A 23,595-nucleotide genomic window follows, 5' to 3' on the forward strand; every position below is an offset into this window, starting at 1 on the left:
GTAAAACCGAAGACCATTCATGCAAAGACAGGCTCAGGTACAAAAGCAGACCTTAAAGTACTCTCCGTTGCAGATACAGATGCTGAATCTGCTGCATCTGACTACTATGGAGCTTGAGCAGAGGATAAAGGAAGAGATGGAAATTAACCCGGTGCTGGAAGAGGGGAAAGACGAGCAGGCGCAGGAAGCAACGGAAGGGGAAGATTTGGGGGATACCGTGGGGAAAGGAGGGGAAGAAACTCCCGCTGTTCAGGATTACTACGATTGGGATGAGTTCAGAGACGACGATATCCCCGATTATAAAACGACTTCCAATAACTATTCGGCCGACGACGAAGTATATACAAGGCCTATCGTAGACGCAGTGTCATTCAGGGACGAGCTGAAACAGCAGGTGCACTTTCTGGCACTTGACGAGCGACAGCAGTTTATCGCCGATTTTCTGCTGGATTCGCTCGACGAGGACGGTTTTCTCCGACGCGATTGCGACGCTATCGCCGATGACATTTCTTTTGCCAATAACTTATATATAGAAACCGAGGAGGTGGAGGAGATGCTGAAAGTAATTCAGCAGCTTGACCCGCCCGGTATTGCCGCCCGGGACCTTAAAGAGTGTCTTTCGCTTCAATTGATGCGCCTCGACGACGGGACGCCCGGCCTGAACCTGGCCAGGAAAATTGTAAAGAACCTTTTCGACGAGCTCGGGAACCGCAATTACGAAAAGATCATGCGGGTGCTCGAAATCAACGAGACCGATCTGAAGGAAGCCATCCAGCTCGTGGTTTCGCTCAATCCCAAGCCTTCTTCCGGACTCCGCAATGACTCCCTGCTCAATGAGAGCATCAAACCGGATTTTTTGCTCACTTACGCCAGTAACGGCGATATCGAAGTACAGCTCACCTGGGGCAACAGCCCGCCGCTGAGGCTCAATAATTTCTTTATCGACATGGCGGGCGAGAAGAAAGATAAAGCCACCAAACAGTTCCTGAAAAGCAAAATCAACTCCGCCAAATGGTTTATCGATGCCATCAAGCAGCGGGAAAATACCATGCTCAGCACGCTCAAAGCGATCGTGAAGCTCCAGCATGAGTATTTTCAGACCGGCAACGTCAAGCTGCTTAAGCCCATGATTCTGAAAGACGTTGCGGACATTATCGGGATGGATATCTCCACTGTTTCCAGGGTCACAACCAACAAATACGTGCAAACTCCCTTCGGCATCGTCCTCCTGAAGGACCTCTTTACCGAGGGGGTTGCCAATGAGATGGGGGTAGAAGTCAGCAATAGGGCCATACAGGAAGCGATCCGGGAAATTATTGAGCAGGAGGACAAGCGGCACCCGCTGAATGACCAGAAAATTACCGAGCTGCTTGCCGGTAAAGATTATAACGTAGCCCGCAGAACGGTAGCAAAGTACCGCGAACAATTAGGTTTACCCACCGCAAGATTACGAGTGAAAATATAAATTCAGTTACCGGCAGGAAAGTTATCCTGTTGTTGCCTTTATACAATAACAGGATTATCCACAGGTATTCGGCGTATCCCTCTGAACGTAACGCCTATTCTTACAACTTATGATGAGAAAGATACTGGTAATAGATGACGAAATAGACATCTGCATGCTCCTGAAGCGCTTTTTGACCAAAAAAGATTTTTTAGTCGAAACGGCGCAGTCGGGCCGGAAGGGTCTCCAGTTGCTGGAAGACTTTGAACCGGATATCGTAATGACCGATTTCAGGCTGGGTGATTCAACCGGGACCGATTTGCTGGTCAGTATCAAATCCCGCTCGCCACAGATTCCGGTGTTGATTATCACCGGGTATTCCGATATCAAGGACGCAGTCAATGTAATGAAGCTCGGCGCTTACGACTACATTACCAAACCGCTTTTCCCGGAGGAAATCCTCGTGACGGTCAACAAGGCGCTTGAAGACGCCGACAAGCAGAAACTGTCGCAAACGCAAGTTGTTCAAGAGAAGGCCGCCGACGAAGATGCGCCGAAACAGCGCGGTAAAGCGACACGCGCTTCGTTCAAGCCCGGCTATATCATGGGCAAAGGCGCCCTGGCCCAGCAGCTTTTCAAGCAGATTGACCTGGTGGCTCCTACGAACTACAGCGTCATTATTTACGGGGAGAGTGGCTCGGGGAAAGAGGCAATCGCACACGAAATCCACAATCGTTCCAACCGGCGCGATCAGGCTTTTGTAGCGATGGACTGCGGCGCCATTTCAAAGGAGCTTGCCGGGAGCGAGTTGTTCGGGCATGAAAAGGGATCGTTCACTGGCGCTCTTAATACCAAGCTGGGCCATTTTGAAATGGCCAATGGCGGGACCCTGTTCCTCGACGAAGTAGCCAACCTCTCCTATGAAGTGCAGGTAGCGCTTCTGCGGGTGGTACAGGAGCGGAAAATGAGACGTATCGGCGGAAATAAGGAAATTGAGCTCGATGTACGTATTATAGTGGCCAGCAATGAAAAGCTTTATGAGGCGGCCCGCAAGAAAAGATTCCGGGAAGACCTCTACTACCGGTTCAACGAATTCACCATAGACCTGCCGCCGCTGCGGGAACGTAAAGACGACCTGATGCTTTTTGCCGAAGCATTCCTGGAAGAAACCAACAAGGAGCTGGGCAAAAATGTGAAGGGGTATGCGCGGGAAGTGATCAACGATTTCATGAACTATGGCTGGCCCGGCAACCTGAGAGAGCTGAAAAATGTCATCAAGCGGGCAACACTGCTTACCGACGGGGATTTTATTGAAGAGAAGGCACTGCCTTTTGAAATAGCCAACTATCCCAAGCTCGCTTACCTGGAGCCGGAACCCGATGAAGAGGAGCTGTCACCGCAAGCCGGCGACAATGAATCTGATGTGCCGAATCTCAAGCTGGCAGTGAACGAGGCGGAATACGAGATGATTATGAAGGTATTGAAACAAGTCAATTTTAACAAAAGCAAAGCCGCCCGCATCCTGAATATCGACCGTAAAACGTTGTATAACAAGATGAAGCAGCTGGATATGCAGTAAGTATCGTAATAGCAGGAAAACAGAATGAGTTCAAAGGAACAAACACAATTATTGGATGCGGTTGCCTGCGGCGTGATGAGGTTTCGGAAAGAAGGTGCAACCGGAGATTTTATTTGCAATTATGCCAACGAAGAAGCGGAAAAAGTGCTGGGCGACGCGACGGGAAAATCCTGGACCGCGTTAAGCGGCGCCTACAGCCTCCCGATCCGTTTCGGGAATGAAACCCTTAATTTTCCGAACGGGAAGATTTACCAGGTAGTGAAACAGCAAATCGACGAAAAGGAGTTTCTTTTCACATTGCTGGATATTTCCTCGGAAAACCGCGTTAGCCGCGAAATAGAAGATTTTTTGTTCATAGCTTCCCATGATCTCCAGGAGCCGCTTCGCAAAATTATTTCTTTCGGCGAGCGGATAGAAAGAAACAAAGCATCGCTGGGTGAGGAAAATAGCCTGTACCTGACCAGGATGCTCGGTGCTACCGGTCGTATGCAGAATATGCTCGGCGGGTTGCTGTCATTTTCCCGTATCGGTCAGGGCGGCGAGGTATGGGCCGAATGTGATCTCTCGGAAATTGTACAGGAAGCATTTCTTGAGGCCTCGCAGGGCTATCAAACCGTGCCGGCAAAATTTTCGGTCGGACGCCTGCCCACCATAGAAGGTCATAAAAACCACCTGCTCCAGTTGTTTAAGGAATTATTCCTGAATGCGCTGAAGTTCCAGCACCGGGAAATCGTACCCGAAATAACGGTGACGAGCGAGGTCGATCTTCTGGATAAAACGGTAGTGTTGCGGATAACCGACAACGGAATCGGTTTTGGCAGCGAACACGCCGAAAGGATTTTCCTGCTTTTCCACCGCCTGAACGGCAGAACCGAATTCGATGGCACCGGTATCGGGTTGGCCGTGTGCAAAAAAATTGTGGAAAAGCATTCAGGTGAAATAAAAGCCTACAGCGCCGTCGGCAAGGGTAGCACTTTCCTGGTTACGCTTCCGCTTACCCAAAGTAAATCAAGTCTTTAATTCAGTCCGTTTCTCCAAGAACAGCCGCATGTCCGATGCCCCGCTAAGAATCCTTTACGTGGATGACGACGAAGATGATTTTTTGTTGGCCGAAGCCTGTTTTAAAGAGATCCCTGATCTCCGCTACGAGCTGACCTGGTGTTCCAATTACAGAAAGGCGCTTGGCTATCTGAAAAAAAACGAACACGATCTTTATCTTTTTGACTTTTACCTTGGCGAGTACACGGGTATTGATTTGATAAAAAAGGCCTTCTCCTATCAATGTGAAGGCCCTATCATACTTCTTACCGGGAGGAATGACGAGTCTGCGGCGGTTCAAAGTCTCAGGACCGGGGCCACTGACTACCTAGTCAAAAGCGAGCTGAATGCCCAGTCGCTGCAGCGCAGCATCCGCTATTCGCTGGAACGCACGTCATTCACCAAAGCAATTCAGCAAAGTGAGCGGCGGTACCGCAAAATCTTCGAAGAGTCCGGGGATATGCTGTTTACCACCGATACGCTGGGGCATATCCAGGATTTTAATAACTCTACGTTGGAGTTGTCCGGTTATAATGCATGGCAATTGAAAGAGCTCGGGCTTCCCGTGCTCATCGTTTCCCCCAATTTCAGGGAACAGTGGAAACTCCTGCTCAGTCGCCGGGAAATAGACAATATCGAAGTAACGCTTAAAACCGGAAATGGTGACAAACGCATTTGTATTTTCTCCGGAAGCCTGGAAAAGGATGGCACCCGAACCTATGTACAGTGCCGCTTGAGCGATATCACTTCCCGCCGCCAATCGGAGCGGGAGCGATTGTTTTCCGAGAAAATAGCCGTATCGGGAAGGTTGATCCGGATGCTGGCCCATGAAGTCAGGAACCCTCTGACCAACATTACCCTCTCCGCCGAACAGCTGGAATCGGAATTCGAAAATGAAGACCTGGCCTTCTACACCCAGATTATCAAGCGAAATTGCGGGCGCATCAATGAATTGATTACACAATTACTGCAGTCGTCTCGGCCCGGCGAGGTGAACCTTGAGAAAGGTGACATGCGGGAGGTGATGGACGATGCGCTCAACGCCGCAAACGATCGACTCAGGCTGAAGAAAATAGCCGTACGGAAACGATATACCCAGGATTTGCCGGAAATTAACCTCGACAAAACTTCGCTCCAGCTTGCGTTCCTGAACATGATCAACAATGCCATAGAGGCCGTCGGGGATACTGCCGGGATTCTGACCATCCATTTGCAGCCGCAGGATTCCGAATTGAAAGTGCTGATTGCCGATAACGGATGCGGGATCAGTGAGGAGGTAATGCAGCAGATTTTTGAGCCTTATTTCACCGGGAAGAAAACAGGAATGGGGATCGGGCTCGCGACGACCCTCAGTATTGTCCACTCGCATGGCGGCAGGATTGACGTTCAATCCGAAATCGGAAGCGGCACTGCCTTCACACTCAGCTTCCCGTTCTTCAAGGAAACGCATTCCTGAACCCGGTAAGGCTACTTGAGCGCCTTTTTTTACTTCCGGACGAAAAAGTATCAATTTTTATCGAAATTTTGCTAGAATAGTATCGGTATTGCCCATACTTTAGCAGAAGCGCTTTCCAGGCCGACGGCATGGCAAAGCCGATGGAAAACGGTTTTTTTAAGGGTTCAGTTATTTTGTCCGGTAGCAGTATACATGAAGCCAATCCTGGAACATCTTCCCAGAAGCAAAGAGCAGTCGTTTGTCGTATGTGATTTCGAATATTCCTATTATCCCACTCCCTGGCACTACCATCCGGAATACGAGATTGTGCTGGTGACGGAAAGTAGCGGGAAACGGATCATTGGTGACCGCGTGAGCGATTTCCAGCGCGGAGACCTGGTGCTGATCGGACCGGACCTACCCCACGTTTACCGCAACGACGACGCCTACTATGACCCTCTTTCGACGCTCAGGGCACGGTCCGTGGTGGTTCATTTTCTCGAAGATTCTTTCGGGGTGGGGATGCTCGCGCTTCCGGAAATGGCGGCTATCCGCAGCTTGTTGAAACGTAGCAGGTTCGGATTGGAGTTTTCAGGAGAAGCCAACCGCACGATTTCGAAAGCCATGATCGAAATAATAAAGCTGAGCGGCTTCGAACGTTGGATGAAATTGATATACATACTGGATACAATGGCTTCCGCGGATACCGGCGAGGTGAGAAGGATTTCGACCGCCGGGATGGCAGAGCACCATGAAACCGATGAGGAGCGCCTTCAAAATGTGCTTGCCTACCTGAATGCGCACTTCCGGGAGGAAGTTGACCTGGTTACGGTCGCCGACCTCGCGCACATGACCCCCTCGGCTTTCTCAAGATATTTTAAACACCGCACCCGAAAAACGTTTTCGGAATATTTGCTGGAGCTGCGGACCAGCCACGCCGCTCATTTGCTGATCAGGACCGAACAGGGGGTCGGTGAAATCTGCTATGCCAGCGGGTTTAACAATTTGTCAAATTTCAACCGGCATTTCAAGGCGTACTACCAAATGCCGCCGCGTCAGTTCAGAAAACAATTTATCCAGTAGACGTCATGAGGAAAATTGCCCTGCTCGGAGCAGGTTTTATCGCCAGGTTTTATGCAGATTCTATCCACGGTTTGCGTAGTCGTGACCGCATAACAGTCGTTTATGCAAGAAACGGGGAGAGCGCATCCCGGTTTGCGGAGGATTACAGGATAGGCAAATGGACGGACTCCATGGAGGCGGCCGTGAATGATCCTGACGCCGATATGGTCTTGATCGCGCTGCCTAATTTTCTTCACGAGGCGGCGGTTATGGCTTGCGTAAAAGCAAAGAAGGCCGTTTTGTGCACTAAGCCGTTGGGACGCAACGCTGATGAGGCGCTCCGTATGTTGAAAGCGGTGGAGGAGGCCGGTATTTTTCACGGTTACCTGGAAGACCTGGTGTATATTCCAAAGACCCAAAAAGCCATCCAGAGCGTGCGGAAAGGCGCACTCGGACAAGTGTTATGGACCCGGTCCAGGGAGACCCATCCCGGGCCGCACAGCGATTGGTTCTGGGACAGCGAAGCAGCCGGGGGCGGCGCTATTATTGACCTGGGTTGCCACTGTATCCAGATCGGGCGAAATTATATCGGCAAAGACGTTCGCCCTATAGAAGTAATGTGCTGGGCCGACACCCTGGTGAAACCGATCGATGCAGAAGATAATGCTATCGGCCTGGTCCGCTATGACAACGGCGCGGTGAGCCAGTTCGAGGTGAGCTGGACCTTCAGGGGCGGCATGGACCTCCGCGACGAGGTGATGGGTTCCGAAGGTACCATCTGGATCAATAATTTCCTGAGAACAGGCTTTGAAATGTATACGTCCGGCGCTGCGGACGCCTATGTAGCCGAAAAGTCGGAAACCAACCAGGGGTGGGTTTTCCCGGTTGGCGACGAAGTTCATGAACTCGGCTACAACGTCATGTTCGGCGATATGTTCGATGCTTTCGAAAGCAAAAAGGAGCCTGCTGAAACCTTCTATGACGGTTACGTGGTCAACGCCGTAATGGATGCAGCCTATCGTTCTGCGAAATCCCGCCAGTGGGAGCCCGTAGAACTGGAAGTATGGCGGGGTGGTGAATCGACCGGAAAAAAGGAGCTGATGAAGGACTACGACGACGAACACTACCTTATCAAGGAAGAAACTACGCATTACGGCGTCGTGAAGCTTATCCTGAAGCATAAGAAGACCGGGAAGCTGATCGAGGTAGAAAAACAGGCAGACCGTTAACCCTAAATCCCTGACCTTATGTCGGACGACCTATTCCAACCCGGAAAAATATCGCGGCGGACCGCCGCACGTTACTTGTCCTGCCTGGCGGCCGCGTCAATACTGCCGGGCGCAGCCACCCGTGGCGGTACGGAAACGCGGTTCCCGATCGGCGCCTGCGACTGGTCGATCGGCGGGCACAGCAAGCCGGAAGTATTTTATACTGCGAAGAAGATAGGGCTCGACGGTGTTCAGATCAGCCTCGGAACAGAAGCCAATAACATGCATTTGAGGCTGCCGGAAGTGCAGAAGGCTTATCGCGAAGCTTCGGCTGCTACCGGGGTTAAGTTTGGCGGCCTCGCCATCGGCGAGCTCAATAGTATTCCCTATAAGTCCGATCCGCGGACTGAACAATGGGTGAGCGACGGAATCGGCGTGGCCCGGGAACTCGGGTGCAAGGTAATCCTGCTTGCCTTTTTCAGTAAAGGCGATTTGAAGAACGATCCTAAAGGACAGAAAGAGGTGATCAGGAGACTCAGGAAGGTTGCGCCTGAAGCAGAAGCCGCGGGGGTTGTGCTGGGCATTGAATCCTGGCTGAGTGCTGAAGAACACATGGACATTATCCAGGCCGTAGGTTCTGGGAATGTGAAAGTGTATTACGACGTGGCCAATTCGACCCAGATGGGCTACGATATTTTTCGGGAGATCCAGTGGTTAAATGACCATATCTGCGAAGTCCACATGAAAGAAAACGGCGCGCTCCTCGGCAAAGGTGTAGTCGATTTCCCGCGTGTGAAAAATGTGCTGGACGAAATCGGCTACAAGGGCTGGATGCACATAGAAGGCGCCGTGCCCAAAGGCGCGGACATGGTGGAGAGCTATATCACGAATCGCCGGTTTTTGCGTACAATTTTTCCCGCTTAACCTTAATATCCCGTCTGAAATGAAGCAAACCAAGGTTTTGAGTCTGTCGCACGCCACCGGGGGCAGCGTTCCCTGGCTGGCAGGTCTTGCGACTGTACTGTTGTTGGCGAGTTCATCGCCGCTTTCCGGTCCGGGTAGCCCGGATGATCTCGTTCTGCCGAAAGATCTGGACGCCTCCCTTTGGGCGGAGAGTCCTATGTTCTATAACCCGACTTGTATCGATGTCGATTATAAGGGCCGCATTTGGGTGGCCGAAGCGGTTAACTACCGGAATTTTAAGAACAATTCACCCGGCAAGCTCAGCCATCCTGAAGGCGATCGCGTTGTGATACTCGAAGACACCAATGGCGACGGGAAAGCCGATAAATCTACCGTTTTCGTACAGGACAAGGACCTCCAGTCGCCTGTCGGTATCGCCGTGCTGGGCAATAAGGTGGTGGTGTCGTCGGCTCCATCGATCCTGGTATATACCGACGAAGACGGCGACGACAAGGCCGACAAAAAAGAGGTGTTTCTCACCGGTTTTGGGGGGTACGACCACGATCATTCTCTCCACTCGGTGGTGGCCGGACCCGATAGCCGGTGGTACTTCAATGTAGGAAATGCCGGCCCGCACATGGTGACGGACAAGGCCGGCTGGGCGCTTCGCTCAGGCAGCGTGTATGTGGGCGGCACGCCTTACAACAAAGAAAACAAACCCGCCCAAGTAAGTGACGACGGGCGTATCTGGACCGGAGGGTTGGCCCTCCGCGTAGATCCCGATGGACGCGGGCTCAAGGTACTGGCGCACAATTTCCGGAATGCGTATGAGTTTACTGTGGATTCTTACGGCAATATCTGGCAGAACGATAACGACGACGAGGTAGCATCGTGCCGCACTACCTGGCTCATGGAGACCGGAAATGCAGGTTTTTTCAGTAAAGACGGAACCAGGACCTGGCGGGCAGACCAGCGGCCTGATCAAAACATTGTAACGGCACACTGGCACCAGGAGGACCCGGGTGTGATTCCTTCAGGGCATATTACCGGCTCCGGCGCGCCTACCGGAATTGCATTTTATGAAGACAATTTACTCGGGCCCGGCTATCGCGGAATGCTGTTAAGCGCCGACGCAGGCCGCAACGTTATTTTCGGTTTCAAGCCCTCGGCCTCCGGCGCCGGTTTTGACCTTTCCGACCGGATTGACTTTGTATCTTCGCTGGGGCAGTCTACCGAAAATTATCGCTGGGATGCACTCGATGGCGACAAGAGAAAGTGGTTCCGGCCCAGCGACGTAGCGGTAGGCACCGACGGTGCCGTCTATGTAGCGGATTGGTACGACCCGATCGTGGGCGGCCATGCCATGCATGACACAACCGGCTATGGCCGTATCTACCGGGTAACCCCCAAAGGCAAGTCGTTGCCAGTCCCGAAATTGAATTTTGAAACGACTCAGGGACAATTGCAGGCTCTGCTTAGCCCCGCCGTGAATGTGCGCAGTATCGGCTTTGCCAAACTGGCCGAAAGTGGGGCAAAAGTTTTACCAGATGTAATTCGTGCCTTCGAAAAGTCAGGCAACCCGTATCACAAAGCCCGGATTGTCTGGTTGCTACCGCATCTTGGCCAGCCCGGCAAAGCCAAGGCCGAGGCGCTGCTGAAAAATGGGGATGCGCAGCTTCGACTGGTGGCATTCCGCGCATTGAGGTCGGTTACAGACGATGTGGTACCGCTTGCGAAACTGATGGTAAACGATAAATCCCCGGCGGTACGGAGAGAGGTGGCGTTGTCACTGCGTGACGTCCCGCTGGAAAAGAGCCGCGACCTGCTGCTGACGTTGGCAGACGGATATGACGGAAAGGATCGTTGGTACCTGGAAGCGCTCGGGTCGGGGATGGACCGGAAAGAGCAGGCGATTTACCCGCTCCTCGTCAATCGGTACGGGAAAGACCCGTTGCAATGGAACAACCGTATGGTAAACCTGGCCTGGCGGCTCCATCCGGAAGCATCAATTGAAGCCTTTACAAAAAGGGCTTTGCATGAAAAGTTGACTTATGAACAGCAAAACCAGGCATTGACTGCGCTGGCATTTGTTCCGGAAAAGACGGCGGCGGCGGCAATGCAGCAGATAGAAAAACAGGCAGACAATAAAAGGATTGCGGACAAAGCCACCTGGTGGTTGTCTTTCCGTTCGGGCAATGACTGGGCGGGTTTTTACGAGGTGAAGAAACAGGCGGAAGAATTGTCGGAGGACGTAAAAAAATGGCGGCAAAAAATGAGTGCCGCAGATGTGCCCGCTGCTGAGCAGGAGGCGGCTGTCGCCGCTTTGTCCCGGGATCCCGCAGGAGCCAAGCTGCTCTTTCCCCTGGCTGCCGGGAAACGGCTTAGCCCGAGGTTAATGGAAGTCATTGCCGAGAATATCTACGCCAATCCCGACCAGTCGGTACGGGTGCTGGCGGGCGAATATTTCCCGGGCAATAAATCTGCGGGCGCCCTGAGCATTCCCGGCATCCTGGGGCTCGAAGGGAATATCGCCAATGGAACCAGGGTTTTTTCTGCGTCCTGCGGCTCTTGTCACAAGATGGGTACGGTGAGCAGCGCGGACATCGGGCCCGACCTGACGAGTATTAAAAACAAATTGGATCGTCGCGCGTTGCTTGATGCGATCGTGCACCCCGACGCCGATGTGATGTTCGGTTACGAGCCGATCATGTTTACGATGAAAGACGGAAGCACAGTTTACGGATTCCTGCAAAGTGATGCTGATTTTGTGGTGGTCAAGGACGTTACCGGGAAAAAAGTCACTCTCGCCGCGAAAGACATCGTAAGCCGCGAAAAAACCAGGACGCTTATGCCCGATCCGGCTACGCTCGGACTGAAAGAGCAGCAGCTCGCCGACCTCGTAGCCTTCCTGATGAAATAACCCCCACACCTCAAACCTCAAACCTCAAACCTAAAGATGAACTCCTGGTTAGAGAAAAAACGCATTGTTGTAATAGGTGGAACCGCCGGCATCGGGCTCTCCGCGGCCCGGACGTTTGTTCAGCACGGGGCCAGTGTAGTGGTAATCGGATTGGGTGAAGAGAGCACCGCCGGTGAAATCGAATCGATGCTTGGAGGCGCGGGAGTAGTAATGCTGGGCGATGCGAGAGAAACCTCTACAGCTTCGACGGCGATCTCCCTTTGCCTGGACACTTTCGGGGGCTTTGACGGGTTGTACCACGTAGCCGGCGGCAGCGGTCGCCGGTTTGGCGACGGCCCCCTGCACACGCTCACGAAAGAAGCATGGGAAAAGACGTTTGACTTGAACCTGACCGCCCTGATGTTATCTAACCAGGCCGCCGTCCGGGCATTTCTGGAACAGGGTAGCGGCGGTTCAATTCTCAATGTAACTTCGGTGCTGGGCTATTCGCCTTCACCCGCCTATTTTACCACACATGCCTATGCGGCCGCCAAATCTGCGGTGTTCGGATTTGTCAAATCCGTAGCGTCTTACTACGCCTCCTATAACATTCGTATAAATGCCCTGGCGCCGGCGCTTGTCGAAACGCCTATGTCGCAGCGCGCTGCCGGCGACGACCAGATAAGACGCTTTATAGAGACCAAACAGCCACTTGATGGCGGGCGGCTTGGAAGGCCCGCCGATCTGGATGGAGCTGCTGTTTACTTTATGTCTGACGCTTCCAATTATACCACCGGGCAGACGCTCAGCATTGATGGTGGGTGGACCATCAGCGATGGCCAGGTGTGACCCCTATAGAAATGAAGAAAACTCATTCTCCACTTCGCGCCGCAATCGGGATCGACCTTGGCGGTACCTGTATCAAAGGCGCGCTTGTTTCTCTTGATTCGGGAGAAGTATTGCGTACTGCCTCTGCTGAAACCGAAGACGGGCGGCCGGACGCCTGGCAGAAAGCCGTCTTCGAGATGGTGGACGGCCTGGAAAAAAAAGCGGCTGCACCGGTTGCCGGTATAGGCCTGGCTGCACCCGGCCTGGTAAATGACGAACATACGGCCATTGCATTCATGCCTGGCCGTATGGCCGGTCTGGCCGGGCTTGATTGGTCTCGGCTTCTGGGCGCCCCGGTTCGGGTGATCAACGATGCGCACGCCGCCCTTGCCGCCGAGGTGAAGTACGGCGCAGCGAAAGGCCTCCGGAATGCGGTGATGCTTACACTGGGAACGGGAGTAGGCGGAGGAATTTGGCTCAACGGGAACCTGGTAAAAGGGTTTGCCAGCCGCGCCGGACATCTCGGGCATATTTCGCTGAACGCCTCGAGTCTCGAGTTAGGCATAACCGGTACCCCGGGTAGTCTCGAAAACGCTATCGGGAATATTACCGTTTCACAACGCACTTTCGGCCGGTATGCAGATACCGAAAAGCTCCTGCAGGGGTATCGGGCCGGTGACCCGGTAGCGGTTTGGGCCTGGATGGAGTCAGTGAAGAATCTCGCCGCAGCGCTTGCCTCGCTGATCAATGTTTTCTCTCCCGAAGCCATTGTGCTGGGCGGTGGGGTCGTGCGTGCAGGCGAATTCCTTTTTACCCCGCTAAAGGAATTTCTGGATGTTTTTGAATGGAAACCTACCGGGGTGGCTACCCCGGTGTTGAAGGCGCGCTTTGACGAATGGTCGGGTGCAATCGGCGCCGCCGCCTCAGTAGAATTAACGTGTAAATAGTATCATTTTATGGATCTTTCACAACAGTATATCGACAAAACAAGAGCGTTATTAACCACCATTGAAAAACAAAAAACTGCTATCCTGCAGGCCGCTTCGTGGTTCAGTGAGTCTATTCTTGCCGGGCGGATGGTACATGTTTTCGGTAGCGGCCACAGCCGGATTATGGTGGAGGAAATGTGGCCCCGCTATGGTTCTTTCCCCGGGTTTAATCCTATTGTGGAACTGTCGCTCACCTTTCATAACCTGGTGGTAGGGGCCAACGGGCAAAGACAGGCCATGTTCCTGGAGAACGTACCGGGACTGGCGCCCAGAATTTTACGCAATTTTGAGCTGTCAGAGAAAGATTCAGCACTTATTATCTCCTCCGGCGGATGCAACCTGGTGCCCGTGGAAATGGCCGAATGCCTGAAAAATTCAGGTGTAAAGGTAGTGGCTCTGGTCACGCTGGCACATGCCAACGAGAGCTCCAGCAAGCGGGCCGACGGGAAAAAGCTGATGGATTTCGCAGATCTAGTACTCGATACGGGCGCACCGGTCGGAGATGCCATGATCGATGTACCGGGGCTGGATACCCCCGTTGCGCCGGGCTCTACTGTGGGCGGAGCTGTAATTGTAAACAGCATCAAAGCTGAGGTAGCTCAACTATTGACCAATGCCGGGCGACCGCCCAAAGTACTGAGTGCCGCCAACAAAGTGGGGGCGCAGCGTGCAACCGAGATTTTTGAATCAGCCTATGACGAGCATGCGCACCGGTTGTCGAAACTCTATGCCAAAGTCGGAATTGAATCTTATGTGAGCCGGGAAAGCTAGACACGCACATGTTACATTCCATTCGCTTATCTGTGGAAGAGAAGGTCGACATCCTGGTAGTAGGGGCAGGATCGGCAGGCTGTTGTGCTGCCCTGGCGGCGGCTCAAAACGGTCGGTACAGCGTCATGCTTATTGAAAGATACGGGTTTCCGGGCGGCAGCTCTACCCAGATGCTGGATACATTCTATGGATTTTTTACGCCCGGCGAAACCCCCAGGAAGATTGTAGGCGGCTGGCCGGACCAGGTAGTGGATGCTTTGGACGCAGTTGGCGCTGTCTTCCTGAGGCCCAATACCTATGGCGCCGGAACCGGGGTGAACTACAACCCCGAGCGGCTGAAAGCCATTTGGGACCTTCTCCTGGCCCGTCAGGGCGTCCGTTACCGTTTGCATACCACATTGATTGACGTGGTGGGTGAGAACGAGGGATACAGCTGCATTGTGTGGAGCAAAGCGGGGTTTGGAAAAATTTCGGCCCGGCGCGTGATTGACGCTTCGGGTGATGCCGATTTTTCACACCTTGCCGGGTTTGGCTATGAAGTTGCCGGCGAAAAAGAACCCGCTCAAAGCATGACCACCACTTTCCGGATGAGCAATGTGGATCTGGGCGTCTATGAGCAGGCCGGCGGGAAAAAGATGCTGATGCAGCGTATGAATGAAGCCGTGGCAGCCGGACGACACGCTTTGCCCCGAAAGGAAGGTTCGGCCCATGAGATGAACGCCCGGAAATGTATTTCGACCGTGGCCGTAAAAGTAGCCGGATTTTCGGGACTGGAAGCAGATGCACTGACTTCGGCAGAAATTGAAGGCCGCCGTCAGGCTTTTGTCTATGAAAAGTTTTTCCAGCAGGAGGTGCCGGGCTATGAAGCCGCTGATATCATCGGGCTTTCCCATCAGATTGGTGTCCGTGAGACCAGGAGGGTCTACGGGCAAAGCAGGCTGACGAAAGAAGACTGTATGTCCGCGACCATTGGCGCGGACAGTATTTTGCTGTGCGGAGCACCAATAGAAGACCACAGGGCAACACCCGGCGGCGGGACCGAAACGCACTGGGAGTACATTCCGGGAACGGGTATTTATGGCGTCCCGTATGGTTGTATTGTTCCGGAAGGAAGCGCCACCGCCTGGGTCGTGGGGAGGTGCTTTTCAGCCACGCACGATGCGCATGCGTCCTGCCGTTCTATGGCCCAGACGATGTCAATGGGTCAGGCGGCCGGTTTCGCCGCATCGCAGTCCCTGGAGCTGGACGAAAGTGCCGCTCAATTATCGGTACGGAGCCTGAGAAACACGTTGTACGAGAACGGCGCAGTCCTGGAAATCCCGGTTTCGGTAGCCGATATTTCCAGGGGCGGTTGGGCCAATAACAAGCATTGATTTAGTCGTTATGAGTTTTGTAAGAACAGTGAACGGAGATATTGCCCCGGAAGAAATGGGGGTTACCTATTCACACGAGCATATTATTATTGACCAAAGCTTTCCGACAATAGCCAACCCGGACTTTCTTATTGACGATGTCGGTAAGGTGGCCGAAGAACTGAGTGAAGTATACCGGAAGGGGGGGCGGACAATGGTGGATACTATGCCCTCCGACAGCGGCCGCAACGTGATAAAGCTGGCTGAGGTCTCAAAACGTTCGGGTATTCATATTGTCGCGCCTACGGGTATTCACCTGGAGATATATTACCCGGCTTCTCACTGGCGCTACACCTATTCCGCGGAAGAAATGGCCTCGCTCTTCGTCGCCGACGTCATGGAGGGTATTGACCGGTATGACTACAGCGGACCGCTTGTAAAACGTACCGCGCACAAGGCGGGCATGATCAAGCTGGCTACCGGCGACGACCGGATTTCCGATCATCAGCGTAAAATATTTGAAGCCGTCGCGATCGCGCAGCGCGAAACAGGAGCTCCCGTTTTAACCCATTCCAATGCCGGGCAACTGGCTATTGAGCAGGCGGCTTTATTCGACCGCTTCGGTGTGGATCTCGGCCACGTGGTAATCAGCCATGTAGACCGGCGTAAGGATATCAGCTATCACAGAGACCTGCTTCAAACCGGCGTTTTCGTGGAATACGACAGCGCTTTCCGGTGGAAGGCAGGCGAAGAAAACTGGACATTCAAATTGCTGGAGAATTTGCTTCCTGATTTCCCGGATCAGATCACGGTGGGTATGGACGCAGCGCGCAGCTCCTATTGGCGCGCTTACGGGGGAAAGCCGGGCCTGGATTATCTTGTGACTACCTTCAGGAAAGAGCTGGCAGACAGGGGACTGGGAAGTTTCTGGGAGAACCTGGTAATATCCAATCCCGCTTCCCTCTACCGGTTCTCCCGCGTAGGGGCCGGTAAGGAGTGATCCGGCGCCGGAAAATGGAGGAATTCGGGTTACGGGCGAGTAAGAACCTTATCTTGACCGCTCTATAGCTGTAGTATCCAGTTTCGAACCTGTATCCAATACCGAATGAAAACCATGCTTCCCAGCTCCAGATGGTACCGGATTATACCCATCGCATTTGTAACCTATAGCCTTGCCTACCTGGACAGAGCCAATTTCGGTTTTGCTGCGGCGGGCGGCATGACAGAAGATCTGAATATTACCAAGGGGATGGCATCGCTGCTTAGCTCGCTATTCTTCCTGGGATATTTCTTCTTCCAGATACCGGGCGCCCGCTATGCTGCTCACAAGAGCGCCAAAAAACTGATTTTCTGGTCCCTGATTTTGTGGGGAGCCCTGGCGGCTGCAACCGGGATGGTAAGCAATACCGGTACGCTTATCGCAGTACGTTTTTTGCTGGGCGTTGTGGAAAGTGCGGTCATGCCCGCGATGGTGATTTTGTTAAGTCAATGGTTTACCAAAGCGGAGCGTTCCAGGGCCAATACCTTCCTGATCCTCGGCAACCCGGTTACCGTCCTGTGGATGTCCGTATTGTCCGGCTACCTGATCGACGCTTACGGTTGGCGCTGGATGTTTATCCTGCAGGGGCTTCCGGGCATTGTATGGGCATTTGTGTGGTGGAAAATCATTGACGAGCGCCCCAAAGACGCAAAATGGCTTACACCTGCCGAGCAAAAGGCAGTGGAGGACGAGCTGCAGGCCGAGCAGCAGGGAATAAAGCCGGTGAAGAACTATTCGGAGGCATTCAGGTCGCGTCCTGTCATTTTGCTCTGTTGCCAGTATTTCCTTTGGAGCCTGGGTGTGTACGGTTTTGTAATGTGGCTGCCGTCCATTATTAAATCGGCCCCCGATATGGACATTGTAACCACCGGCTGGCTATCGGCTATTCCTTACGTGCTGGCCATCGCCGGGATGCTGGCAGCCTCTTATTTTTCAGACAAAACCTTAAACCGCCCGGTTTTTATCTGGCCTTTCCTGCTGGTGGCAGCGCTGGCTTTTTTAGGAATTTACCTGAATGGCGCCGGTAACTTCTGGCTTTCCTTCTGCTTGCTTGTGCTGGCCGGCGGGGCGCTTTATGCTCCGTACGGGCCTTTTTTTGCCGTAATAACCGAAATACTCCCAAGAAACGTGGCCGGAGGCGCCATAGGGCTTATCAACAGCATGGGGGCTTTGGGCTCGTTTGTAGGCGCTTACCTGGTAGGGTATCTCAATGGTGTAACCGGCAATTTCGATGCTTCGTATGTGCTGATGGCTGTGGCGGTATTCCTGGCAGCCGTCCTGACGCTTACGGTTATGAAAAGCCCGGAAACCAGGCGAGCGGGCGAAGCCTGAGTGTTTATTTCCCCGACATAGACAGGGGTACCCATTTGAGTTTGGGAAGCAGGCGACCGACCGGTACGACAGGCGACGTGGAGTCGCCGGAGGCGGTGTCTTTCCTGACCGGAGCGGGGACCAGGAAGCGGTTGAAGCTGTGGCTGAACTGGAGGCTGAAACCCGCAGTGGTTTGCGTGTTGTTCAGCAGAAGCGGGTTTTGAATGTTGCGGTTGTAGGCTCTCCCCCGTATGCTTCCATTGGGTGTAAACCAGTATTCCAGCGTCCATTCGCCCAGTAAACTGGCAGCGTCGTATTGATTCTGCACATTGGTAAGCCGCCCGTCACGCGTGATCCTGAACCGGTCGTTCAGAAACCGGTAGGAAAAACGAAGCTGCAGGTTGTCGATCATGTGCTCGTCAAGCGTGAGGCCGGTAAGCCCTACCTCCAGGTTCTGGTCCAGGGCAGACGCCCATTTACTGATCTGGTTGGAGATGAGCTCGCTGACGCTGTTGCCTACAAAGCTCTGCGACTGGTTCCCGAACAGGGGGTTGTTGGGGCTGAGCAGCGTATTGAAAAGTAATAAACTGCTGACCTGTTTGCTTAACTCCTGCTCGTCGTTCAGAAGCTGGTTCTCGAAAATGGCGATGCCGTTCCGAAACTCGGGCGTGTTGGGGTATTCTTTAAAAGTAATCGCATAGCCCACTCTCGGCGACATCAGCCTTTCGGTAAGGGTAATGATCAGTTCTACCGGGTAACGTCTGGTTCTGGCGGTATTGTTGGTAGTAGTAGACACCGGGAGGATGTCTGCAAGGGAGGTAAGCTGCGTATAGGCGGCCCTGATATTGGCGACACCCTCCATAGGGTTGCCAGTCCAGGTGATACGGCTGCCTGGTTTTATATCAAATCGTTTGTGAATGGCGTTCTGAAGGGTAAAGGTATAATCCCCGCGTTCAATTTCATAGGTACCCGTCATCGCAAAATCACCCTTCGTGTCTATCTTCAAATTAAGCAGGCTGCTGCCGTAGGCCTTGATGATGTCCCCGGTTTGTCTGTCCAGTTGTATTTCACAGTAAGCTTCCGGGGTGATATTGAAATTGAAATTCATCTTGATGCCATTCTGCCGGGCGGGCCTGAAACGCCGGGGCCCGGTACCGGAGCTGTCGGCGTCGCGCTGTAGCTGGCTCGCGAACAGGATATACTCTTTCTGTGTTACTTCTGTCGCACCGTCGAACGGGATGTAGATACGCGTGCCGCGGTTGCTGGTTGCATTCGAGTTGATCGTCAAATCGCCTGCCGGGCCCAGGACGCTGGCTGTGCCGGTAACGTAAGCCACGCCGTAAAACAGCTCATTGTCTGCCGCTGTTGTGTTGAGGATTTTAAACCCTTTAAACTCGGCATCAAAAGAGATAGTGGGGAATTTGAAGCCATCGTGGTAAACCCCGCCGGAAAGCGTCGCTTTGTTGCCTTCGGGGTCTTTTAATTCCATTTTTTTGACAACAATTTCATTTTCACCGAAGTATATCTTGTCTTCAAAAGTGAAAATTGCCTGCAGGTAGTCGAATTTGGCCCGCCCTTTCTCCACATTCAGGAAGCCGCTCAGTTTGGGTTTGGTGAGTGTTCCGTTCGCATTTACGGTTCCGGAAGCCAGCCCCGAAATGTCGGAAACGATGAAGGAAGCGAACGGTTCGATCAATTTGAGCTCCATTTGTTTAAAATCGGCTTTCAGATCGAGCGGGTTCTCGGTTTTGTCGGGTGTATAAAAGCCCGAAACGTTGAGCGTCCGCGCCATGTTTTTTTCAAGATAGGCACTAAGCTGCAGCCTTTTGCTTAGCTTGTCCCAGTCTCCCTTCCCGATGAAGTTGCCGAATTCCTGTTTGGCATATTCCAGGCCTTCGATTTTGAATTGCACATCCATCTCCTGCCCGATATCGAGGTCCCTGATGTTGGCAATACCGTCCATGATACCGTCAAATTTGGAGTTGAGAACGGTATTGATCGACGCCAGCCTGAAGTTTCGCATCTCGATGGAAAGGTTCTGCCCGCTCTTGTCGCCGGTGGTCCCTTCCAGCGACACCCGGGCCCGCCCGTTTTCCATGGCAACGTCTTTGAAAGTGATCTTCGGACCCTCGAAAAGCAGCTGGTTTTTAGGGCTGACTTTCCAGATTTCATCCAGGAGCAGGAACTGCGACCCTTCTTTCAGATTTATCGCCATACCTGTGGGAATAAAATCAAGGTCGCCATTCAATACGGCTTTGTTCCCCTGGCCCAACTGCCTCACATTCGTCAGGAAGTGAATATGGTCTTTTTCCCAGGTGGCATCTACAAACAATTTTTCCAGGTTGACCTGCGATTTGATGGATTGCTGGCGTGAAGTGAGGGTGGCGGAGGCGAGTACTTCCGGTTTCCTGACAAATTTTGAGAAGAAGACATCGATCTCAGTATCGTAAGCATGGTTGCTGCCCCATTTAAGGGTATCTGCCTTACCTTCGATCATTACCAATGAGGTATTATCCATTTGAAGAAACCCGGAGATGGCCGTGCCTGCAGAAATAAACACTTCAGGCGCCAGGAAGTCGGTCAGACTGGTCAGGTCGCCGGCGGTGAGCGCATAGTCGATCCGGTACCGGTTAATGGTATCTGATACAACTTTTGATTCATAGTAACTCGTACGGTCGGATTCGTTCCCGGCAAAAAACAGTTTGTATTCGCGCAGCAATTCGGCAATGTCGGCTACCGCCTGGCTGGGTACAAAATTGCCTGATACTTCGGCGCTTACGATTTCACTGCTGATCTCTACGCGATATTCTTCATTGGTTTTTGCTGCGGTCAGAATAAGTGAATCGAGCAGCAGGTTCCGGTCATTTTCCGGTTTCAGGAGATAAATGTCGGTAAGCCGCACTTTTCCCGTCAGGTCATCGATAGAGTTACCGTCGGCTTCGATATTTACCTGGGTGTGGAGGCGCAGCGGTTTTTTCGTGAAGCCGAGCGTGCCCAGGTTGGCCTGTTCGACGATCCCGTCGAAATTATAATGGTTTTTCTCCCCCGTGAAATCAACCATCCCGTTCAGTTCGAACACCATGTTGGGGTCTATAGAGCCGACCATTCCTTTGAAAAAGGACTGCTGCAGGTTGCCCTGGAAGGTTACGTTCCGGTAATCGTAGCGTTTGAAACCAATACGGCCCAAATTGGCTGAAACGTTGACGTTGGCCGACTGTAGGGTCAGTCCTACGCCGTCGATGTTACCCGCGACGTCCAGTTTCTGAAAAGTTTCCGGTTTGTCGAGGACAGTGCCCAGATCCAGGTTCCTGGTTTTAAGATAACCTTTGTAGGTGGTATTATGGGTTTCCCTGGCATGAAATACCAGATCGGTTTCCAGGTCCCCGATATCGGTTTGAAACTGCCCTTTTACAGTGAAATCGACCACAGACCCCGCGAAGATGGCGTCGGCATTGATCATGCCGAACTTTTTCAGCGTCTGGTGAAATTTGGCCGGCGGATGGTACTGTACCAGGTCACGGGGGTCGATACGGCTTTCCTGTATCTTGAAAAACATGCCGGTTGTCCTGAATTCGGGCAGACCTTTAAATGTAAAGTCTCCCTTCAGGGTACTTCCTCCACCGAATCTGGCATGAAGGGAGCTGAGTGTAAAATCCACTACTTTCCCTTTGAAAATCCCGCTAAGTTGCCAGCGTTCGTCCAGGGAGAAAAGATACTTGGCAAAGTACCCGATGTCTTTGGAATACAGGCTGGATTCGGCGAAATGTGCTTCCAGGTCCACTTTGTGGTTAAGGTCGTTAAAGGCCGACGGGTGATCGTAGTGAAAGGCGAGATAGTTCCGGATGTGTGTGGAGCCGGCCCTCACATCGAGATCGGCCAGCACCATTTCCTTCCTGCAAAAAGAGAACTGTGTATTCAGCCTGTCGATCTTTAAGCCGGTATGCACATCCGTGGCGGTCATATCGACGGCCCGAAACCGAACGGTATCTCCCGAAAGCGAGAAGTCCAGGAGCTCGCTTCCCAGGTCTTTGAGCGTAAAGTTTTTGAAGTCAAAAACCTGCGGGTCCCGGATTTCGGCCACACGTTTGTCGCCGAAATGGAATACGCCGTTGATAATCGTCGCTTTTCCTATGCCAAATTTGTTGGATTTTCTGCCGGTCGTATCTTTTTTCTGCGTAAGCTTCCCGATGGCGGCGATAAACTCATCAATGTTCAGTTCACCGGTTTTTACATTCTTCTGGAGGTTGACATCGGGCTCGAAAAGCGTTACTTCATCAAGAAAAACACCTTTTCTTTTTTTGCCTGTGATACCGCTCAGTTCAAAATTGACATCAATCCGTTCGACGTCAATCATGGGCCCGTTCCGCATGTCCCGTACCCTCACCTGCTGCAATGAAATTACATCAAACCACTTGATGTTTACCCGCCCTATCGAAATCGGGTGCTGAAGCTTTTCGGCAAAATAGGAAGAAGCTTTTTTGACCAGGTAGGTCTGGACGGAAGGAAATTGTACGGCGATGGTGACAATCCCGAGCAGGAACAATGATAAAATCATTGCCAGGATAATTCCGTTGCCCAGAGATTTCAATAGTCGCTTCATTTACCTGCCTTTCTTTCAACCGCGCAAAATGTGTATTTTTGTCCACTTAAATACCCGGACCTCTGAGGACAAAGGACCCCTCGGAGCGGATATGAATTTTTGTGGCGCTTTATGCATATACTGGCTATTGAATCTTCGTGTGACGAAACATCTGCTGCTGTGATTAGTAACGGCAAAATCTGTTCCAATGTTGTTTCCACGCAGCACATCCATCAGCAGTATGGCGGAGTCGTTCCTGAACTCGCCTCCCGTGCGCACCAGCAACACATCCTGCCGGTGGTTCGCGAAGCGCTTCAGCAGTCAAAATTAGCAAAAACAGAGCTAAACGCGATAGCTTTTACGAAAGGACCCGGTTTGCTCGGTTCGCTCCTGGTAGGTGTATCGTTTGCGAAGGCAATGGCGCTGGCACTTAAAATACCCCTCATTGAAGTAAATCATATGCAGGCGCATGTGCTGGCTCATTTTATCGAAGACCCCAAGCCGCCTTTCCCCTTTTTATGCCTGACGGTGAGCGGCGGCCATACCCAGATTGTCCGGGTGGATAGCCCGACGGAGATGACCATAATCGGCGAGACGCTTGACGACGCGGTAGGGGAAGCATTCGACAAAGGGGCAAAGATCCTCGGGCTTGACTACCCGGGCGGTCCGCTGATCGATAAGTATGCCGCGCAGGGAAATCCGGGGGCATTCGGGTTCCCGATTCCTGAAATTCCCGGGCTCGATTTTTCATTCAGCGGTGTAAAGACCGCCTTCCTGTACTTTGTTCAGCGTGAAACAGCCGCAAATCCCGGTTTTGTGACGGAGCGCCTCGAAGATTTATGCGCTGGGCTGCAGCATACGCTTATCGAGATATTGCTGAGGAAGCTCCGGAAAGCCGCCAGGCAAACCGGCATCAAAGCAGTTGCCATTGCCGGCGGAGTGTCGGCCAATACGGGGCTGCGCCGGTCCCTTCAGGAAACCGGCGACGCACTGGGTTGGAACGTGTACATACCGAAATTCGAATATTGTACCGATAACGCTGCGATGATCGCGATGGCCGCCAGCTTCAAGTACGAAAAAGGTATTTTTTCGGACCAGCGGGTCAGCCCGGCGGCGAGAATGGATTTCAGCCTGTAAAACAGGGGCGCTTCTCCACCC

At 52.7% G+C, this 23,595-nt stretch carries 16 protein-coding genes; 15 read left to right on the forward strand and 1 reads right to left on the reverse strand.

Going from position 1 to position 23,595, the window contains the following annotated elements:
- Nucleotides 1-19: 19 nt before the first annotated feature.
- The 14 genes from rpoN to ABD852_RS03435 all read left to right on the forward strand — a co-directional run bounded on the left by rpoN (nt 20) and on the right by ABD852_RS03435 (nt 17,879).
- The gene (gene rpoN, locus ABD852_RS03370; RefSeq protein ID WP_345026604.1) at nt 20-1,465 is read left to right on the forward strand and encodes an RNA polymerase factor sigma-54; all 1,446 of its coding nucleotides are present in this window, start codon (nt 20-22) and stop codon (nt 1,463-1,465) included.
- A 112-nt stretch (nt 1,466-1,577) separates the two neighbouring features.
- On the forward strand, nt 1,578-3,023 hold the full coding sequence (locus tag ABD852_RS03375) for a sigma-54-dependent transcriptional regulator (RefSeq protein ID WP_425568756.1): 1,446 nt from the start codon (nt 1,578-1,580) through the stop codon (nt 3,021-3,023).
- A gap of 24 nt (nt 3,024-3,047) precedes the next feature.
- Complete coding sequence (locus ABD852_RS03380) at nt 3,048-4,043, forward strand: sensor histidine kinase (RefSeq protein WP_345026606.1); 996 nt, start codon at nt 3,048-3,050, stop codon at nt 4,041-4,043.
- Between the two features lie 28 nt (nt 4,044-4,071).
- Nucleotides 4,072-5,517: a hybrid sensor histidine kinase/response regulator gene (locus ABD852_RS03385; protein ID WP_345026607.1), complete on the forward strand. Its 1,446-nt coding sequence runs from the start codon at nt 4,072-4,074 to the stop codon at nt 5,515-5,517.
- 192 nt (nt 5,518-5,709) lie between these two features.
- A complete protein-coding gene (locus ABD852_RS03390) occupies nt 5,710-6,579 on the forward strand; it encodes a helix-turn-helix domain-containing protein (RefSeq protein ID WP_345026608.1) in 870 nt (289 codons plus the stop codon).
- A 5-nt stretch (nt 6,580-6,584) separates the two neighbouring features.
- Complete coding sequence (locus tag ABD852_RS03395; RefSeq protein WP_345026609.1) at nt 6,585-7,787, forward strand: Gfo/Idh/MocA family protein; 1,203 nt, start codon at nt 6,585-6,587, stop codon at nt 7,785-7,787.
- Between the two features lie 18 nt (nt 7,788-7,805).
- Complete coding sequence (locus ABD852_RS03400) at nt 7,806-8,690, forward strand: sugar phosphate isomerase/epimerase family protein (RefSeq protein ID WP_345026610.1); 885 nt, start codon at nt 7,806-7,808, stop codon at nt 8,688-8,690.
- A gap of 19 nt (nt 8,691-8,709) precedes the next feature.
- Nucleotides 8,710-11,589 carry a PVC-type heme-binding CxxCH protein gene (locus ABD852_RS03405; RefSeq protein ID WP_345026611.1) on the forward strand — a complete coding sequence of 960 codons (2,880 nt, stop codon included), beginning with the start codon at nt 8,710-8,712 and terminating at the stop codon, nt 11,587-11,589.
- Nucleotides 11,590-11,625: 36 nt separating this feature from the next.
- The gene (locus ABD852_RS03410) at nt 11,626-12,417 is read left to right on the forward strand and encodes an SDR family NAD(P)-dependent oxidoreductase (RefSeq protein WP_345026612.1); all 792 of its coding nucleotides are present in this window, start codon (nt 11,626-11,628) and stop codon (nt 12,415-12,417) included.
- A gap of 11 nt (nt 12,418-12,428) precedes the next feature.
- Entirely contained in the window at nt 12,429-13,343 is a 915-nt protein-coding gene (locus tag ABD852_RS03415; RefSeq protein ID WP_345026613.1) for an ROK family protein, read from the forward strand.
- 9 nt (nt 13,344-13,352) lie between these two features.
- Nucleotides 13,353-14,156 carry a sugar isomerase domain-containing protein gene (locus ABD852_RS03420; protein WP_345026614.1) on the forward strand — a complete coding sequence of 268 codons (804 nt, stop codon included), beginning with the start codon at nt 13,353-13,355 and terminating at the stop codon, nt 14,154-14,156.
- An 8-nt stretch (nt 14,157-14,164) separates the two neighbouring features.
- Complete coding sequence (locus ABD852_RS03425; RefSeq protein ID WP_345026615.1) at nt 14,165-15,529, forward strand: FAD-dependent oxidoreductase; 1,365 nt, start codon at nt 14,165-14,167, stop codon at nt 15,527-15,529.
- Between the two features lie 10 nt (nt 15,530-15,539).
- Entirely contained in the window at nt 15,540-16,508 is a 969-nt protein-coding gene (locus ABD852_RS03430; RefSeq protein WP_345026616.1) for a phosphotriesterase family protein, read from the forward strand.
- A 105-nt stretch (nt 16,509-16,613) separates the two neighbouring features.
- Nucleotides 16,614-17,879, forward strand: coding sequence for an MFS transporter (locus ABD852_RS03435; RefSeq protein WP_345026617.1), 1,266 nt, complete (start codon nt 16,614-16,616; stop codon nt 17,877-17,879).
- Nucleotides 17,880-17,883: 4 nt separating this feature from the next.
- Here the strand turns inward: ABD852_RS03435 and ABD852_RS03440 are convergent, their stop codons facing one another.
- Nucleotides 17,884-22,458 (reverse strand): translocation/assembly module TamB domain-containing protein, encoded by a 4,575-nt coding sequence (locus tag ABD852_RS03440; protein ID WP_345026618.1) that lies wholly within the window; start codon nt 22,456-22,458, stop codon nt 17,884-17,886.
- 111 nt (nt 22,459-22,569) lie between these two features.
- On the opposite strand from ABD852_RS03440, the gene tsaD reads away from it, so the two are divergent.
- Nucleotides 22,570-23,574: a tRNA (adenosine(37)-N6)-threonylcarbamoyltransferase complex transferase subunit TsaD gene (tsaD, locus tag ABD852_RS03445; RefSeq protein ID WP_345026619.1), complete on the forward strand. Its 1,005-nt coding sequence runs from the start codon at nt 22,570-22,572 to the stop codon at nt 23,572-23,574.
- Nucleotides 23,575-23,595: the final 21 nt, after the last annotated feature.

The organism is Ravibacter arvi (assembly GCF_039540405.1).
Lineage (GTDB): Bacteria > Bacteroidota > Bacteroidia > Cytophagales > Spirosomataceae > Ravibacter > Ravibacter arvi.